The following is an 18654-nucleotide window of genomic DNA, read 5'->3' on the forward strand; positions in this document are numbered from 1 at the left end:
TCCACGGTCGTCGGGTTCGAGCCGATAGACCCACAGCGTCGCACTCCGAAGTGAGCGCATGGCCGACAATAGGCACGGAACCGGCGACGTTGACAGTGAGACGCTCGATGCCGTAGCCGAGGCGCTTCGGACCGCTGAAACCGGCGTCGCGCTCACCGGCGCAGGCGTCTCGACGGCGTCGGGGATTCCCTCCTTTCGCGGCGACGACGGTCTCTGGGAGCGCCACGACCCGGCAGACTTCCACCGCCGCCGGCTCGACGCCGACCCGGCGGGCTTCTGGGCGGATCGAATCTCGCTCCGGGAGGCCATCTACGGCGACGTAGGCCCCGAACCCAACGCTGCTCACGAGGCACTGACGGCGCTCGAATCCGCGGGCCACCTCGACGCCGTGCTCACACAGAACGTCGACGGGCTGCACGACGCCGCCGGGACGGACCGGGTCGTCGAACTCCACGGCACCCATCGGCGCGTGGTCTGTGACGACTGTGGCCACCGGCGGGACGCTGAAGCAGTGTTTGCGGAAGTCGCTGAAGGTGGCGACTTGCCCCCGCGATGTGACTGCGGTGGTGTCTACCGGCCCGACGTGGTGCTGTTCGGCGAACCGATGCCCGACGTGGCGATGAACGAGGCCCAGCGTCTCGCACGGGACAGTGACGTGTTTCTGGCGGCTGGGTCATCGCTGTCGGTCCAGCCGGCGTCGCTCCTGCCGAAGATAGCGGCTGAGGCGGGGAGTACACTGGTCGTGATAAATTACGATAAGACGCCGCGTGACGCGGCTGCGGCGCACGTGCTCCGTGCGGATGTCACGCAGGTGCTCCCGGCGATTGTCGAGCGGCTGTAGCGGGCTACAGCTCGACGCCGCCGGGGATGAGGCTCTGTCCGCGCAGGAGGCTCCCGTCGTGGTCGTAGACGAGCAGCGTCCGCAACTCGTAGGCCCGTGACTCGCCCTCGCCGTCGGTGAGACGGACCCTAAACTGTGGGTCTTCTTGGGCGTCCGCTGTGGAGACGAGCGCGTCGACATCCGCTGTCGGTGCTGTCGCCTCGAAGACGTACTCACCGGTGAGTCGGTTCGTTAGCGAAAGCACACCGTCGCTTTCAGGCTGGCGGCGGAAGGTCACGTCAATGTCCTCGCCATCGAGTGTGCCACCGTCTACTTTGGTGAGGCGCTCGCGAAGCTCTCCTGTCGGCCCATCGTATACAATCGCGATCGTCGGGTCGTCGTTGTCGGTGGCCGAAGCCTGGATGTCGACAGTGAAGTAATCACGCCTCATTCCGGTGTTTACTGGTACGTGTCCCGGCCAAATGAACGTAACGGCGCACCGACTGTCGGTATCGGTAGCTTTTACCGGACCGGCCCACCCTCTGACAGTAGCATGGCCTGGGTGAAGTCAGAGTACGCCGGCGAGTTCGCGGTGCTTGCGACGTGGCTCGTGGGACTGGCCCCGTGGTCGGTGTCGCTGTTCGAGATTGAGGGGGTGACTGTCGTCGGGCTTCGGTTTCTCCCGTTCCGGTTCCAGTTCATCTTCGGTGCGACGCTCCCCGGAGAGCGGCCGTTTCTCTGGGCCTGGCAGGTCGCCACGTTTCAGGAGTCGGAGCCGCTGGCGCTCGCCGGGACACTCGGGGTCACAGCCCTCGCTGTTTTCCTGCTGCCGCTCGGCCTCAGCCTCTACTACTACGCCGCTGAGGAGCGTGTCGAGGCGGCGCTCCCTGTGGACCCAGTCCGACTGTTCGGCGGACTGCTCGGCCTTGTGGGCGTTCTGACGCTCGCGGCCAGCGGGCTGTTCATCACGTCGTTTCCCGGCATCACCGTCCCCGTCGGAACGCTCGTCGCCCTCGTGTTCGCCTTCTTCCTTCTGACCGTCGACCGAGCGTGACTGCCAGCCGGTCTCGTTCGTCCGACCGCTGGCGATTATACTCCTGATAATTTGGCGAGCGAATTTAAGTAGGTGGATACGATAGCAGAGGTATATTCCGCGGAGCACCGTGTGCTCCCCACTACACTACCGATGTCGAATCCAGAATCTCCCAAACCCGGTGACATCGTTTCGGACCCGCTCGGCCACATCCAGTCGTGGCTCTCACGGACCGCGACGGTGTTGAGCGGGGCGGCGGTTCCGACGGCGAACTACGACCCCAGCCGCCACGGGACACTGGTCGAGTTCGACGGCCTCGACGGCTACAACGAGGTGGAACGCTACTGGCTGAACGCCCCCTTCGCCTTCGCCTCTATCAACCACGACCCGGACCGTGACGAGCACCTGTATCACGTCGTCGAGCCGTCGCTGACCGATATTGAGCGAGAACTGCTCGACCGCCTGTTTGAAGACATCCGCATTCCACTCATCTACCGCGACGACGTCGACACTGACCCGGAGCGTGTCCTCGCCGAGGAACTCGAAGCCAGGCTGGAGGAGTACGGCGTCGTCATCGAGCCGGAGACGTTCTACCGGCTGTTTTATTACCTGCATCGCTCCTTCCAGGGCTACGGCCACATCGACCCCCTGATGCACGACCCGGATATCGAGGACATCTCCTGTGACGGGGCGAACCTCCCCATCTTCGTCTACCACGACGGCTACACGGATATCGAGACGAACATCACCTACGACGCCGACGAACTGAACGACTTCGTCATCCAACTGGCCCAGCGCTCGGGCCGACACGTCTCTGTTTCGGACCCTGTCGTCTCCACGACGCTCCCCGACGGCTCGCGCATCGAACTGGCCCTTGGCGAAGAAGTGACCCCGCGCGGCTCCGCGTTCACGATCCGGAAATACGCCGACGAGCCGTTCACGCCCATCGAACTGCTGGAGTACGGCACGTTCTCCGTGGAGATGCTCGCCTACCTCTGGCTGGCCATCGAGTCCAACAAGTCGCTCATCTTCGCGGGCGGGACGGCGGCCGGTAAGACCACGTCGATGAACGCGCTCGCGATGTTCCTGCCGCCCCGGTCGAAGGTGCTCTCGATCGAAGACACCCGCGAGCTATCCCTGTACCACGATAACTGGCTCTCCTCGGTCACCCGCGAGCGGCTGGACGACTCGGACATCACGATGTACGACCTGCTGCGGTCCGCGCTCCGGCACCGCCCCGAGTACATCATCGTCGGCGAGGTCCGCGGCGAGGAGGCGATTACGCTGTTCCAGGCGATGAACACCGGCCACACGACGTTCTCGACGATGCACGCCGACTCCGTCCAGACCGTCATCAACCGGCTGGAGAACGAGCCCATCAACGTCCCGCGGCCGATGGTCCAGAGCCTCGACATCCTCTGTGTGCAGGTGCTGGCCCGCTCGGGCGACGAGCGCGTCCGCCGCGCGAAGACCCTCGCCGAAATCGAGGGGATAGACCAGCGGACCGGCGAACTGGACTACTCGACGACGTACAACTGGCGGGCCACTGAGGACCGATTCTCCGAGAACAACAGCGAGCTACTGGACGAGATCCGCGAAGAGCGCGGCTGGACACAGTCGGAACTGCTCACCGAACTCCGCAACCGCCAGCGGTTCCTTCGCTATCTCCAGTCCGAAGGCATCACCGACTACCGGAAGTTCACGGCGATGGTCAACAAGTACTACGCGGACAAAGAGCAGGTCATGGCGAACATCGACGACGAGATAGCCTGACATGGCGCTGAATCCGCTCGGTCTGGCACCGCTCGCCGTCGTCGTTGGGATTCTCGGGCTTATCGGCTACAGCACGGTCAACGAGCGCTTCGACCGCAACGTCACGCGGCTGTCCCGACGGCTTTTCGGTCGGTATGTGGGACAGTCGCCCGAGCGGGAACGCCAGCTCGAAGCCGCATACGTCGACGAGACCTACCGCGGCTACGCCGCCAGAACGCTGGTGTACGCCTGTGCTGGTGCTGTTTCGGGAGCGATAACCGGCGCGTACGCTATCGGCGGCCTGCTGTTGATTCTCCCGGCGCTGGTGGAGCTTGCGCAGGGACTCCCCTCGACGATGGTGAACGCCTTCGGCCTGCGAACGTTCGAACTCGTGCTGACGCCGACACAGACGCTGTACATCCTCATCGGCGGCGGCGTGCTTTCCGGCGCAGTAACGGCCGGACTCGCGTACCTCTACCGCTGGGAGCGGCTCAAGAATCAGGCGGATGTGCGGAGCCGGAACATCGACGAGGGGATGGCCCGCACTATCGCCTTCATGTACGCGCTGTCCCGTGGTGGGATGTCCTTCCCAGATGTTATGCGTGTACTGGCCCGAAATCAGGAAATCTACGGCGACACGGCGAGGGAAGTCGGTGTCGCCGTCAGGGAGATGGACCTGTTCGGCCGGGACATGATCACGGCGCTCGAACATGTCTCCCGGCGGACCCCCAGCGAACAGTTCAAGACGTTCACCGAGAACCTCTCCAGCGTCCTCCAGAGCGGCCAGTCGCTGGCCCCGTTCCTCCGCGAGCAGTACGAGCGCCATCAGGAGGAGGCCGCCGAACGCCAGGAGGATCTGCTCGAACGGCTGGCCACGGTCGCCGAGGCGTACGTCACCGTGTTCGTCGCCGCCGTGCTCTTCCTGATGACGATTCTGCTCGTGTTCGGCCTGACGACGACGGACACCCTCTGGCTGTTACAGATGATGGCGTATCTCGTCATCCCGCTCGCCAACGTCGGGTTCATGGTGTACTTGGATATCAAGCTCCAGTCGCTCGGCATCGGGAGCGCCGGCACGACGGACGTTCTAGAGCGCTACGAAACGGCGTCGCTCGGCAAGCCCAGTTTCGCCTCCGGCCGTCTCGGCCTGCCCGACGGCGGCGTCGTCCCGGCCGACGAAGCGAACTGGCTCCGACTGCGGTTCTACGACCGCGTCAAATCGCTTCGGGACCTGCTCAGCTCCCCGATCCAGTCGCTCGTCTGGAACCCGGTGTACGTCCTCTACCTCGCCGTCCCAGTCGCTGTGGTGCTACTGCTCCTCCGCGCCCCCGCGGCGTTTCAGACCTCGTCTGTCAACGTCCGCATTCTCGACGATCTCGTTATCCAGTCGCTCCTGCTGGTTCTGGGGCCATTTGCGCTGGTGCGGTTCGTCTACACCCAGCGGCTCTCACGTATCGAGAACGCGACACCCGACCTGCTCGAACGGCTGGCGAGCCTGAACGAGGCGGGGATGACCGTCGTGGAGAGCCTCCGACGGGTCCGGGGCAGTGACATCGGCGTCCTCACACAGGAGATGCACCGCATCTGGGCCGACATCCGGATGGGCGCGAACGTCACTGACGCCTTGGTCCGGTTCGGCCGCCGCGTCCAGACGACGGCGATAACGCGCATCGTGACCCTGCTGACTCACGCGATGCACGCCTCGGGCCAGCTCGGCCCGGTGTTTCGCATCGCGGCGACCCAGTCACGGGCCGACCTCCGGCTGAAACGGCGGCGACGCCAGCAGATGCTCACTTACCTCGTCGTCATCTACGTCGCCTTCCTGGTGTTTCTGGTCATCATCGTCGCTGTACAGGAAGTGCTCGTCCCGAGTCTGCCCTCCAGCGTGCCGACGCCGGCCGGCGAGTCGAACCGCCTCGGCGTCGGCGTCGACCAGTTCGCTCGCTTCGGGCGCGTCGACAAGGCCGCGTACACGCTCGTGTTCTTCCACACTGCTCTCATTCAAGCAGTTCTCACCGGCTTCATCGGCGGCCAACTGGGTGAAGGGACGCTCAAGGACGGCGCGAAACACGCCGCGATTTTGCTGGGCGTCGCCTACGTCGCCTTCATTCTCCTCTCCTCGCCGGTTGCGTCGATGACGGTCACCAGCCCTGCTGTTTCCGGTGATCAAATAACGGTCGAATCGGCATCGCTGTCAGAGGGCGGGTTCATTGTTGTCCGGGAGTTCGAAGCGGACGGTAGAGTGCTCGGGACCTCTGAGTATCTCTCGTCGGGGTCCCACAGCGATGTCCAGATAACGCTGGACAGGCCGCCGTCGACCGGCCAGTCGCTCGTGCTCGTCGCCCATCAGGACACCAACGGGAACCAGCAACTCGACTATCCCGTCAGCGACACTTCGGGGTCGCCGGACCGACCGTATGCGTCGTCGACGGCCGGCGAGAACGTCACCGTCGAGTACACGGTCGAGTGACGCTGGATTTACGGTGCCCAATCGGGTAGGAGGCGCTGATGGAGTTTGCCGCCTTCGCCGACCGGGCCGACGCAATCGAAGCCGAGAGTGCCGATACCGCGATTACGGAGGCGGTCACTGACCTGTTCACCGATGCGGGATCGGACCTCTCGACGCTCGCTCGCTTCGTCCAGGGCCGGGTGTTCCCGGCCTACGAGTCGCGCACGCTCGACATCGGGCCGCGGCTTTGCTACGAGGCGATTGCCCGAGCAGCGGGCCAGAATATCAGCGCTGACGACGTGGAGGAGCGCCTCGCCGACATGGGCGAAATCGGGGCCGTCGCGGCCAGCTACGACCTCGGCGGCCAGCAGGGCCTCGCCGCGTTCGGTGCCGGCGGGACCGCCGCGCTGACCGTCGCGGAACTCGACGCCGAGCTACGGGACCTGGCCGCCGTCGATGGCAGCGGGAGCCAGGGGACGAAAGTCGACATCCTCTTTGGCCTGTTCTCGCGGTGCTCGCCGACGGAAGCGAGCTACCTCGCCCGGCTCGTCCTCTCGGAGATGCGCATCGGCGTCGGCGAGGGGACCGTCCGGGACGCCGTCGCGGCCGCCTTCGACGTGCCGGTCGACGCCGTCGAACGGGCCGTCCAGGTGTCGAACGACTACGGCACGGTCGCCGAGATGGCCCGCGACGAGGGCGAGGCCGGACTGGCGACCATCACGCTGGAAATCGGCCGCCCGGTCCAGGCGATGCTGGCCCAGGCCGGGACAGTCGCCGGCGCGCTCGAAGACTGGGACCGCGCCGCCGTCGAGTGGAAGTACGACGGCGCTCGCGTGCAGGTCCACTTCGACGGCGAAACCGCCCGGCTGTTCTCGCGGAACATGGAGGAGGTCACCGACCCGCTGCCGGAGGTGGTCGAAGCCGTCGAGGCGGCGCTCGACGCCCCGGCAATCCTCGACGGCGAGGTGGTCGCGGTCGACGCCGACGGCGACCCGCTCCCGTTCCAGGAAGTGCTGCGGCGCTTCCGCCGGAAACACGACGTGGCCGCGGCCCGCGAGGACGTGGCGGTCCGCCTGCACGCCTTCGACTGCCTGCACGCCGACGGCGAGGACCTGCTGGACGCGCCGCTGGAGACGCGCCACGACCGTCTCGAATCGCTGTTCCCCGACGGGAGCGACGCCGTCTCGGAGATGTGGCTGTCCGGCGACCCCGAGGAAATCGAGGACCTGGAAGCGGCGGCCCTCGCCGCCGGCCAGGAGGGCATCATGCTGAAGGACCCGACGGCGGCGTACTCGCCCGGCAAGCGGGGCAAGCACTGGCGCAAGCGCAAGCCCGACGTGGAGACCCTGGATTGCGTCGTCACCGGCGCGGAGTGGGGCGAGGGCCGCCGGGCGAACGTCCTCGGGTCGTTCGAACTCTCGGTCCGGACCGACGACGGCTACGCCACCGTCGGCAACGTCGCGACCGGTATCACCGACGAGGAGCTGGACGACCTGACCGAGCGGTTCGAACCACACGTCCGCGCCGAGGACGGCCGCGACGTGGCGCTTACCCCGGCGGTCGTCTTCGAGGTCGGCTACGAGGAGATACAGGTCTCCCAGTCCTACGACTCGGGCTACGCGCTCCGGTTCCCCCGGTTCCTCTCGGTCCGCGAGGACAAGACGCCCGCCGACGCCGACTCGCTCGAACGGGTCGAGCGGCTGGCCGAGTCCCAGTAAGACCGTCGAGACTGGGACGGACCGACACGCGTAATGGGCCGCTCCGAGAACGCCCGTACATGACAGTCAGACACGACGGCATCACCGCCGAGTGGCTCGGCTACGCGACGCTGCGGCTGGAAGGCGATGACACGGTCGTCTACTTCGACCCCGGCCGCTACGGCGTGCTCACCGGCGAGTGGGAACCGGACACGCCCGGCGTCGGCCATCCGCCGACGCGGGACTACGCCCCGAATGACGGCGACATCGTCTGTGTGACCCACATCCACCACTACGACCCCGACGGCATCCGCCGCGTCGCGGGCGAGGACGCCACCGTCGTCGCCTTCGAGGGTATCAACGTCCACGCGACTGACCGCGACCTCGACCGCCTCGCTGACCTCGACTACGAGGTCCGCAAAGTGTCGATGGAAGCTGACGTGTTAGTCGACGACGTGCCTATCTGGACCATGCCGGCGTACAACCACGAGGACGGCCGGAATGTGAAAGACGACGGCAACCCGATTCACCCGAAGGGTATCGGCTGTGGGTTCCTCGTCTCGCTGGACGACACGCGCGTGTTCTGGCCCGGCGACACCGACGTGCTGGACGGCCACGCCGAACTGGACGTGTCGCTGTTCGTCCCCTCCATCGCCCAGAACTACACGATGAACCGCCACGAGGCCGCCGACCTCGCCGAGGCGATGGACCCGGACCTCGTGCTCCCGATGCACTACAACACGTTCACGTCGCTGGAAGCCGACTCGGGCGCGTTCGCCGAGGACGTGGCAAAGCGCGGCGTTCCGGTCGTGCTGGACGAGAACTGACTGGCGAACCCGTCTGCGGCGACCCGAGACGGTGGTTTCCCGGTCCATCTGTCAGTCAAAACAATATTGGGGCGTTCAGCAGAACACCACCGACATGGAACGCGCCAGTGACCGAACAAGGGAAACACGTTCCCCAGCCGAACGAACGCCCTCGTTCGGTCACCTACTGCTTGTCTGGCTCCTTGTCGGGCCGTCGCTGTGGTCCCTCGGTTCTGCCGTGGCCGATGCGATTCAGGCCGAACTGCCGCTGTCGACGATGGGAGCCGGCCTGCTGTTCGGAACGATAGTCGTCGTGTCGTTCTGGACCGCCGGCTTTCAGCCCTCACTCAGGGCCAGTTTCGGCTATTTTGTCGCGGAACTGAGTATCTATCTGGTCTTGGCTGTCGGGGTCGTTACGGTCTTCGTTCCGACCTTTACACCGTGGGTTACGATTGCTGTCCAACTCGTGTCTATCTGTCTCGCCGCGACGCTGGTGTTCACCCCGGTCGGTGCGAACATACGGAACTGGTTCCGGCGACATGTCCGCTCTCTGCTGAAACTACCGCCACAAGACCGGTCAGTCGATCGCGACTGATGGATTCTCGACCGAGCAAACGCGGATTCGCTTTGTCGGTCAGTCGTTCCGGGTAGTACACTAATTGCGCACCGGTCTCACCACGACTGTTCCCATTTTCCACTCGACAGAAAACACTTACCGAGAGACAGTAGATGGACTCCTAATGCCCTCCTCCCGTCGGCGATACCTTCGTGGCTGTGTCGCGACCCTCGGACTGGCGTCCGCTGGCTGTCTCGGTTCGAACGGGTACATAGAGACTTCACCGATTGGAACTGAGACGACACCGGAATCAGGGGCTGGGACGCCCGCCCACAAGCGGAGCGGGGAAACGGAACCGTTCGTCGCCTGGCAGCAATCACTCGACGCAGAGATCACAGCGCCTCCAGTGAGTACGGGTGAGCGCCTGTACGTCGGGACGGCGTCGGGAACGGTCGCAGCACTCGCAACTGCTGACGGGAGCCAGCAGTGGTCATACGACGCGAGCGACCCCGTCAGTCACAGCCGAGACGCGTCGGGGACACCGTCTTCGTCGTACGCGGGAAAGAAGGACTGTACGAGGACCACAGCGTCGTCGCACTCGACCCCGAAACCGGCGCGAAACAGTGGACGTTCTCGCCCGGAGAGTGGTGGCTAGAGTTACTCGACGTAACCGAGGACACGGTGTACGTCGGGACGAACACCGACGCCCCGTCGAAGCAGGGGCGAACGCTCTACGCGCTCGCCGTCTCTGACGGGTCGGTGCAATGGTCCGGGGAAACCGGCGACCAGTACGAGGGAGCGGTGCGCAACGGGGCGATATACGTGGCGTCGTACGGGCGGTTCTACGCGTACGACGCTGAGACCGGTGAGCAACGGTGGACCAGTGACGTTTCGGACTACTACTCCCAGACGATGGTCGCCACCGACGACACGCTTTGTTATGCCGGCGACGTGGACGAGACTCACGGTACGCTCATCGGCGTCGCCGCCGACACCGGTGCGACCCGCTGGACCCACGACGACGGGTTCGTGACATCGACGACCCTCCACGACGGGACGCTCTACGTCGGTGGCACACACGTCGCCGCGCTCGATCCCACGACCGGCGAGCAACAGTGGCAAGCGGACCAGTCCGGGTACGTCCAACGGGCCCCGGTTCAGGACGGGACGCTCTATGCGGGTGGCGACGTGGTTCGCGGTCACGACAGTAGTACCGGCGAACTCGACTGGTCGTGGGAGCCGGACGTGAACGTCGAGGGACTGATGCCGGCGGCGGCCGTCTCCGATACCCTATACGTGAACTCGTGGACGGACGGCGACCCGCGGAACCGATTCAAGTTCGCGGTCGAGGCGACGGCTGGAACGAAACGGTGGACGTTCGACGCCGAGCGCGACCTGACCGATCTGTCTGTCGACGAACATCGGGCCTACGTCGCCGCTGACGATACCGTGTACGTGCTGGAATAACCGAGAACGCTCCGTCGATGCCGTGCCTACAGTATGCCCATCTCGCCCAGCCGCTCGGGCAGGTACGTCTCCGTCACGAAGTCAAGCCCCCGAGAAGCGAGCGCCTGCTGCTCGGCCTTCTTGTTGATGTCGAGCTGGAGCTCGATCTGTTCTTCCCAGAAGTCAGTCTGGAAACGCGGGTCCTCAAGTTCGCTCTCTAGGGCGTTGACGTCGGAGTCCGACAGCGGGTCCGTCGGCAGTTCGTACTCGACGATGTCCTCCGGGCGGATGCCGATGAACTGGGCTTCGGGGGTCGCCAGGTACTCCGAGAGGTGGGCAGATTTGATGGAGCCGTAGGAGACCGACCCGAAGATGCGGTACGACCACGGGTCACCGTCAGTGAACACCGTGACCGGGAGGGCCAGTTCGTCGTGGAGCCGTTTGATGAGCCGCCGGGTCGCCCGCGCGGGCTGGCCGCCGAGGTGGACGACAAGGGCGTCGTACTCGTCGTCGAAGCCGTTCTCGACGAGTCGGTCCCGCATCCCGCCGGTCTCCACGCAGAGGACGAACTCCGCGTCGTTGTCGAGGAACTCGATGGTGTCGGGGTTGTTCGGAATCTGGTAGCCGCCCTGCCCCACGTCGTCCTGACAGTGAATCTCGCGGTCGCCGCGGTTGGTCTGCTCGCGGAGGAGCAGCGGCCCCATCACCTTCGCGCCGGATTCTTCCGGGCGCATGTGGAAGTCCTCGCGTTTGACGTCGGAGACGATTTCGAGGTCCTCGATGAGGTTGTTCGACTCGTCCTGCGTGTTGAACTGGGCCTCGTCGAGGTCCCAGGACTCGGAGAGGTAGTACAGTTCACGCAGGGTCGACGAGCGGTCTTCCTCCAGTTGCTGGGAGAGGAAGTCGATGGTGTAGACGGCCTTCAGAATCTTCTCGGCCCCGGAAATCGTCTTCGCCGACCGGGTGGAGTTCCGGTCGCCGTACACCCAGACCTGTTCGTCCTCGTCGAAGACGATGTTCGATTTGGTCCGGGTGGGGATGGTCATCGTCGGCACCTCGCCGTCGGCGAACTGGTCGTAGAAGTCCGCCGCGAGGTCGATGAGTTGCTCGCGCGCTTCCTCGGTGTCGGGTGTGGTGTCTGAGTCGGTGCTCATATCAGGCGTTCACCGTGAGTTTCTCCTCTTCGACGCCGTCGACCGAGACGGTGAACTCGGCCTCGTCGGGGACGCTGTATTCGAGAACAGCGGTCTCGCCGGCCGCCACCGTCGGCGACCACTTGACGAACCACTCGCCGTCCATCTCGACGACGGTCGCGCCGTTCGTGTCCTGTGGCTCGGCGGTGACGATGTCGGTCAGGTCGATGTCGGCGTTCGTGTCGTCGTTGTTCTCGACGGTCACGCGGACGGTGCCGTCCTCGATTTCGCGCTCGACGAGCACGTTGTTCATGATGCGGGCCAGCGAGTCGTCGATGTGCAGGTCGTCGTTGCCGGTCACTTCGGTGAGCTTCTCGGCCATCTCCGGCAGGATGGTCGCCAGTTTGTCCTGTTTCTCGCGGCGCTGTTGCATCGACTGGCGCTTGTTCAGGTAGCTCTTGAGCTCGCGGGCGGCCTCCCGGATGGCGAGTTCGATTTCGTCTTCCATCTCCGGGACGTTGGCGATGGCGTCCTTGGACTCACTGGTGAAGGGCACGTTCGTCGAGGCGACGTGGACCATGATGACAGCCGGCCCCTTCGGGATGCCGGAGCCGCCGGGCTGGTCGAGGTTGTAGTTGCGCCAGCGGATTGACTTCACCACGTCCGTCGTCGCACAGGCACCGCGCTGGTACACCAGCGGTACGCGGTTGGCGAAACGCATCACGTCGACGCTGCCCTCGGCCTCCAGTTCGCCGCCGTAGGCGATGCCGGCCTCGACGATGAACGGGTCGCCGCCGTGGACTGACGCGTCACGCGTCGAGGCGGCGTAGAAGTCCGCGTCGAACTCCTTCCGGAGGCCTTCCTCGACGAGTTCCGCGCTGATGGGGGAGAGACAGTCCGTCGGCGGCGCGATGATGTCCGTCTCGCGCATCGCCGACAGCAACTGACTCGCAGTATCGCGGTCGGCGGCGATGTCGTCTACCTTCGGCGGGTCCTCCGGGATGTTCACGGCCGCGGTCCAGAGTACCTCCAGCACGTTCTCGCGGGCCGTCTCGCCGAAGGTGGCGTCGTCCTGCTTCTCGGTCATGTCGGCCGCGCGGTCGACGTACTCCCGGAGTTCGTCGCGGGTCAGTCGGTGGCGGCCCTCGTCGGCGAACTTGTCGGCCAACCGGCTCGCCAGCCCCTCGATTACCGCGTCGTCTTTGCGTTTCGTCGTTACGTCGTCAATGAGGGTGTAGAGGTCGCTCGACAGGGTATCACTGACGGCATCCCAAGCGGCCTCGACGGCGTTTTCTCGAACTGTCGCGCCGAACGTCGTGTCGCCGTCGGCCTCGGCGTCTTCGGCCGCCGAATCGACGATGGCTTCGACCTCGTGGTACGCGACCCGGGCGCGGTCGTGAATCGCCTCGGAAACGGCGGCGGCGAAGGTCGCCGTGGTTTCAGCGCCTTTGTTCGCCACGGCGTCCTCGACAGCGGCCTCGATGTCCGCGTCCTCGCCGACTTTCGGCGGCTGCCAGGCCATGCCGCGGCCGTAGTGGCGGTCGTTGAAGTTCGCGATGACGCTGTCGGCGGTCTTGCCGCCCACGCGGGTGAACTCCTCCTGCATGAACCCCGAGACGGAGTAGGAGTCGGTGGCTTCGAGCATCTTCAGCAGGGTCCCGAGTTCGACGCCGTGGGGGTGCGGGCGGATTTCTTCGGTCTCGTCGGGAAGGTCCGCACCTTCCGCGCGCTCGAACTTCAGGGACTCGTCCAGCCCCGGTTCGTCGAACTCGATGCGGGCGTGAGGGTTGACGACGGCGGTGTCCTGGATGTAGTCCCGCAGCGTCGAGCGGGCGCGCATGTTGGCCTCCATCTCCAGTTCGATCCGGGTCCCGTGAGGGCGCTCCCACGTCGTCGTCTCGTCGACGCTGATCTCGGGTTCGTTGGTGTCCGTGTCGACGATGAGTTCGAAGTACTGTGCCTCGTCCTGGCCCTTCGGCCGGGAGGTTATCTTCGCGGGCTTGCCGGAGGTCAGTTGCGAGTAGAGGACCGCCGCAGAGATTCCGATCCCCTGCTGGCCGCGGTTCTGCTCTCTGGCGTGAAAGCGGGAGCCATAGAGGAGCTTTCCGAAGATTTTCGGGGCCTGCTCTTTCGTGATACCGGGCCCGTTGTCCTCGACGACCAGCCGGTAGTAATCCCCGGCCTCCTGAATCTCGACGTAGATATCGGGGAGGATACCGGCCTCCTCGCAGGCGTCGAGCGCGTTGTCGACGGCTTCCTTGACGGCCGTGACGAGCGCCCGGGCCTCCGAGTCGAAGCCCAGCATGTGTTTGTTCTTCTCGAAGAACTCGGCGATGGAGATGGCCCGCTGGGATTCGGCCAACTCCTCGGCGATCCCCTCGCCCTCGCCGAGTCGCGACTGATACGAGGTCATTGTCGTGCGGTACGTACCCGCGTCGGGGTTAAAAGGTAATCGCCACCGGAGTGAAAGTGAACGCTGTCCCCGAAACCGCGGCCCCGCGCGCGTGCGGGAGCTTTATACGTGCCCCTCTATTAGAACTGGTAAGTTCCTATGTCAGGAGAGTCTGATGAGTACGGCGCAAAGTCGATCCAGACCCTCGAAGGGCTGGAAGCCGTCCAGAAGCGACCCGCGATGTATATCGGGTCGACGGACGCTCGTGGCCTCCATCATCTCGTCTACGAGGTGGTCGACAACGCGATCGACGAGGCGCTCGCCGGCTACTGTGACAACATCGACGTAACGATTCACGACGACGGCTCCGTCTCTGTCAGCGACGACGGGCGGGGAATCCCCGTCGATACCCACGAAGAACACGGCCGTCCGGCCGTCGAGGTCGTAATGACGATTCTCCACGCTGGTGGGAAATTCGACAACAAGTCCTACCAGGTCTCTGGGGGTCTCCACGGGGTCGGTGTGAGCGTCGTCAACGCCCTCTCGAAGTGGCTTGAAGTCGAAGTCAGGCGCGACGGCGCGCTCTGGAAGCAGCGCTTCGACCACGGTAAACCGGAGTACGACCTCAAGAAGGTCCGCGACCTCGAACCCGATGAGGAGACGGGCACGACGGTCCGGTTCTGGCCGGACGACGAAATCTTCGAGACCGGCGAGTTCAAGTTCTCGACGCTGTCGTCTCGACTACGCGAACTCGCCTTCCTCAACTCCGGTGTCGCCATCTCTATCCACGATGAACGCGACGGTGACACGGAGACGTTCGCCTACGACGGCGGTATCCGCGAGTTCGTCGAGTATCTGAACGAGACAAAGGACCCGCTCCACCGAGATATCATTTACTTCGAGGACGAAGAGGAGATCGCGGAAGGGCCGGTCCAGGTCGAAATCGCCATGCAGGGGACCGACGACCTGCAGGGTTCGATTCACGCCTTCGCCAACAATATCAACACGCGCGAGGGCGGGACACACCTCACAGGATTCAAAACCTCGCTGACACGGGTGGTCAACGACTACGCGACCGACAATAATCTGCTGAAAGATCTGGATGATACACTCAAAGGCGACGACATCCGCGAAGGGCTGACGGCTGTCATTTCTGTTAAACACCCTGACCCACAGTTTGAAGGGCAGACCAAGACCAAGCTCGGCAACAGCGAGGTCCGCGGCATCGTCGAATCGGCGATGCACGACGGACTTGCGACCTTCTTCGAGGAAAATCCCGACACGGCCGAAGCCATCGTCGGCAAGGCCGTCGAGGCCGCGAAGGCACGGAAGGCCGCACAGAAGGCCGAGGAACTCACCCGCCGGAAGTCTGCGCTCGACTCGACCGCACTGCCCGGAAAGCTGGCCGACTGCCAGACGCGGGACCCCGAGGAAGCCGAACTGTTCATCGCCGAGGGTGACTCCGCGGGTGGCAGCGCCAAACAGGGCCGCAACCCGGATTTCCAGGCCATCCTCCCGATCAAGGGGAAGATTCTGAACGTCGAGAAACACCGGCTAGACCGGATTCTTGAGAACAACGAGATACGGAACCTCATCACCGCGCTGGGGACCGGTATCGGCGACGAGTTCGACATCGACGACCTGCGTTACGAAAAAATAATCCTGATGACGGACGCGGACGTCGACGGAGCACACATCCGGACGCTCCTGTTGACGCTGTTCTATCGGCACATGAAGCCGCTGCTGGAAGCAGGCTACGTGTACGCCTCCCAGCCGCCCCTGTACCGGATTCGCTACCGCGGGAACACCTACGACGCGATGACGGACGCGGAGCGCGACACAATCATCGAGGAGAAGTGTGACGGGAACCCCACGCAGGTCCAGCGGTTCAAGGGCCTCGGTGAGATGAACCCCGACCAGCTCTGGGAGACGACGATGAACCCCGACAACCGGATTCTCAAGCAGATAACCATCGAGGACGCCGCAGCCGCGGACAAGATGTTCAATATCCTGATGGGCGACGCCGTCGAACCGCGCAAGGAGTTTATCAAGGAGCACTCGCCTGAAGCGGAGTGGGTCGACATATGAGTTCCGACGCTAACGACGCTAACGCCCCGGCAGAGCAGATCAAGCACGTCCGCATCGAGGACGAGATGGAGCAGTCCTACATCGACTACGCGATGTCGGTCATCGCGGGTCGGGCGCTCCCAGACGTTCGGGACGGGCTCAAACCCGTTCATCGGCGTATCCTCTATGCGATGCACGAGATGGGCGTCTCCTCGAACACCGCCCACCGGAAGTCCTCCTCGATTGTCGGGGACACGATGGGTGACTACCACCCACACGGCGACTCGGCCATCTACGACACGCTCGTCCGGATGGCACAGGACTTCTCGATGCGGTATCCGTTGATAGACGGCCAGGGGAACTTCGGCTCGATGGACGGCGACCCGGCGGCCGCCATGCGGTACACGGAGGCGCGGATGGCGCCCATCGCCGAGGAACTGCTTGAAGACATCGAAAAAGACACAGTCGATTTCTCCAGCAACTACGACGACCGCCTGCAGGAACCCGACGTGCTGCCGTCGAAGGTCCCGAACCTCCTGCTCAACGGGTCGTCCGGGATTGCCGTCGGCATGTCGACCAACATCCCGCCGCACAACCTCGGCGAACTGGTCGACGCGACGGTCCACCTGCTGGAAAACCCCGACGCCACCGTTGAGGACCTGATGGAGCATGTCAAGGGGCCGGACTTCCCGACCGGCGGCAACATTGTTGGCCGCGATGCCATCTACTCGGCGTACGCGACCGGCCGGGGCCGTTTGCGGGTTCGCGCAGAGTACGAGGTCGACCCCGAGGAGGGTCGCATCGTCATCAGTGAACTCCCCTATCAGGAGAATAAGGCCCGCGTCGTCGAGCGAATCGCCGACGACGTGAACGAGGGGAAAATCGAGGGCATCTCGGACCTGCGCGACGAGTCCGACCGCAACGGCGTCCGCATCGTCGTCGAACTCAAGCGTGGGGCAAACATCGACGTGGTCGAGAACCGGCTGCTCGACCATCATCTGGAATCCACCTTCGGCGTTATCAACCTCGCGCTGGTCGACGGTCAGCCGAAGGTCCTCTCGCTGAAAGAGAGCCTCCAGCACTACATCGACCACCGCCGCGAAGTCGTCCGTCGGCGCTCCGAGTACGACCTCGCCGAGGCAGAGGAGCGCGCCCACATCCTCGAAGGCCGGCTGAAGGCCCTGAACAACGTCGAGGACGTGGTCGAACTGATCCGCGACAGCGAGGACCGCGATGCCGCTCGGGCCGGTCTGCAGGAGTCCTTCGAGTTCTCCGAAGAGCAGGCCGCTCACATCGTCCGGATGCAACTCGGCTCGCTCACCTCGATGGAAGCGGCCGAAATCGAAGACGAGTACGAAGACGTACAGGACACGATCGACTACCTCGAATCCGTCCTCAACAGCCGCGAGAAGCTCGACAGCGTCATCGCTGACGAACTCCAGGAAGTCAAAGACGAGTACGACGACGACCGCCGAACGAGTATCATTGAGGACGAGGGGCAGGTCACTCACGAGGACCTCATCCCGGAAGAAGACTGCGTCGTCATCATCACCGAAGACGACTACATCAAGCGGATGCCGGTCGAGAACTTCGACCCCCAGAATCGCGGCGGCAAAGGGATAATCGGGGCCGATCCCAAGGAGAACGACCGTGTCTCGAAGGTGTTCCGGGCCAACAGCCACGACTACCTGCTCTGTTTCACCAATCAGGGCCAGGTCTACCGGCTCAAGACCTACGAGATTCCAGAGATGTCCCGGACGGCGCGGGGCAAGTCTGCTATCAATCTCATCGACCTGGACAACGGCGAAGAACTGACCGCCGTCGTCTCGACCGACGAATTCGGCGACGACGAGTGTATCACGATGGTGACCCGGAACGGCTACGTCAAGCGGACCTGCTGTTCGGAGTTTGAAAACATCCTCTCGACGGGAATCATCGCCGCCAAACTCGAAGACGGCGACGAACTCATCGACGTCGATGTCACTGACGGCACCGGCGACCTCGTCATCGCCACGGAGGCGGGGATGACAATCCGCTTCAGCGAGAGTGAGGTCAGCGAGATGGGCCGTTCAGCACGCGGTGTCAACGGCATCAAACTACAGGGCGACGACAAGGTCGCGGCGATGGTCGCCACTGACGACGACGACCCCCGGTCGCTGCTGACCGTCACGAAACACGGCTTCGGAAAGCGGACCAAACTCGACGAGTACCGCACGCAGTCCCGGTACGGCAAGGGGCTCATCGACATCAAGACCGACGACCGCAACGGTCGGGTGTCGACGGCCAAGGCGGTCACCGACGAGGACCATCTGGTCATCATGTCCGAACAGGGCCAGATCATGCGTATCCGCGCCGGCGACGTGTCCCAGGTCGGTCGGAACACGAAGGGTGTGACGATTATGGGACTCGAAGACGACGACCGCGTGGCGAGCGTGACGGTCGTTCCTGCTGTCACCGACGAGTAGCGGGTTCCGGCCGCGCTGTTTTCGGCGACCCCGTCGCA

General features: G+C 64.3%; 12 protein-coding genes and 1 pseudogene. 10 read left to right on the plus strand and 3 right to left on the minus strand.

The annotated features are described in order from the left end of the window. The first annotated feature begins 58 nt into the window (after nucleotides 1–58). The gene (locus tag BVU17_05690) at nucleotides 59–841 is read left to right on the plus strand and encodes an NAD-dependent protein deacetylase (protein ID AUG47042.1); all 783 of its coding nucleotides are present in this window, start codon (nucleotides 59–61) and stop codon (nucleotides 839–841) included. Between the two features lie 4 nt (nucleotides 842–845). Here the strand turns inward: BVU17_05690 and BVU17_05695 are convergent, their stop codons facing one another. Beyond that, the gene (locus BVU17_05695) at nucleotides 846–1271 is read right to left on the minus strand and encodes a hypothetical protein (protein ID AUG47043.1); all 426 of its coding nucleotides are present in this window, start codon (nucleotides 1269–1271) and stop codon (nucleotides 846–848) included. A 102-nt stretch (nucleotides 1272–1373) separates the two neighbouring features. On the opposite strand from BVU17_05695, the gene BVU17_05700 reads away from it, so the two are divergent. From BVU17_05700 to BVU17_05730, 7 genes and pseudogenes are all read left to right on the plus strand, one after another. After that, a complete protein-coding gene (locus tag BVU17_05700) occupies nucleotides 1374–1874 on the plus strand; it encodes a TIGR04206 family protein (protein AUG47044.1) in 501 nt (166 codons plus the stop codon). A 132-nt stretch (nucleotides 1875–2006) separates the two neighbouring features. Continuing rightward, nucleotides 2007–3626 carry a type II secretion system protein gene (locus BVU17_05705; GenBank protein ID AUG47045.1) on the plus strand — a complete coding sequence of 540 codons (1620 nt, stop codon included), beginning with the start codon at nucleotides 2007–2009 and terminating at the stop codon, nucleotides 3624–3626. 1 nt (nucleotide 3627) lies between these two features. Then, nucleotides 3628–6075 (plus strand): type II secretion system protein, encoded by a 2448-nt coding sequence (locus tag BVU17_05710; GenBank protein AUG47046.1) that lies wholly within the window; start codon nucleotides 3628–3630, stop codon nucleotides 6073–6075. Nucleotides 6076–6113: 38 nt separating this feature from the next. Continuing rightward, complete coding sequence (locus tag BVU17_05715; GenBank protein ID AUG47047.1) at nucleotides 6114–7772, plus strand: DNA ligase; 1659 nt, start codon at nucleotides 6114–6116, stop codon at nucleotides 7770–7772. 59 nt (nucleotides 7773–7831) lie between these two features. Further along, the gene (locus BVU17_05720) at nucleotides 7832–8578 is read left to right on the plus strand and encodes a hydrolase (protein ID AUG47048.1); all 747 of its coding nucleotides are present in this window, start codon (nucleotides 7832–7834) and stop codon (nucleotides 8576–8578) included. Between the two features lie 94 nt (nucleotides 8579–8672). Then, nucleotides 8673–9152 (plus strand): hypothetical protein, encoded by a 480-nt coding sequence (locus BVU17_05725; GenBank protein AUG47049.1) that lies wholly within the window; start codon nucleotides 8673–8675, stop codon nucleotides 9150–9152. 145 nt (nucleotides 9153–9297) lie between these two features. Beyond that, nucleotides 9298–10580, plus strand: a pseudogene (locus BVU17_05730) (serine/threonine protein kinase). A gap of 26 nt (nucleotides 10581–10606) precedes the next feature. On the opposite strand, the gene BVU17_05735 reads toward BVU17_05730, so the two are convergent. Both BVU17_05735 and BVU17_05740 read right to left on the minus strand, forming a co-directional pair. Then, nucleotides 10607–11713 (minus strand): DNA topoisomerase VI, encoded by a 1107-nt coding sequence (locus BVU17_05735; GenBank protein ID AUG47050.1) that lies wholly within the window; start codon nucleotides 11711–11713, stop codon nucleotides 10607–10609. A 1-nt stretch (nucleotide 11714) separates the two neighbouring features. Next, nucleotides 11715–14105, minus strand: coding sequence for a DNA topoisomerase VI subunit B (locus BVU17_05740; GenBank protein ID AUG47051.1), 2391 nt, complete (start codon nucleotides 14103–14105; stop codon nucleotides 11715–11717). Nucleotides 14106–14243: 138 nt separating this feature from the next. Between BVU17_05740 and BVU17_05745 the strand changes: the two genes are divergently transcribed. Both BVU17_05745 and BVU17_05750 read left to right on the plus strand, forming a co-directional pair. Continuing rightward, entirely contained in the window at nucleotides 14244–16172 is a 1929-nt protein-coding gene (locus BVU17_05745; GenBank protein ID AUG47052.1) for a DNA topoisomerase (ATP-hydrolyzing) subunit B, read from the plus strand. Beyond that, complete coding sequence (locus BVU17_05750; protein ID AUG48841.1) at nucleotides 16169–18616, plus strand: DNA gyrase subunit A; 2448 nt, start codon at nucleotides 16169–16171, stop codon at nucleotides 18614–18616. Before BVU17_05745 ends, BVU17_05750 begins: the two co-directional genes overlap by 4 nt. Nucleotides 18617–18654: the final 38 nt, after the last annotated feature.

Source organism: Haloarcula taiwanensis (assembly GCA_002844335.1).
Classification (GTDB): Archaea; Halobacteriota; Halobacteria; order Halobacteriales; family Haloarculaceae; genus Haloarcula; species Haloarcula taiwanensis.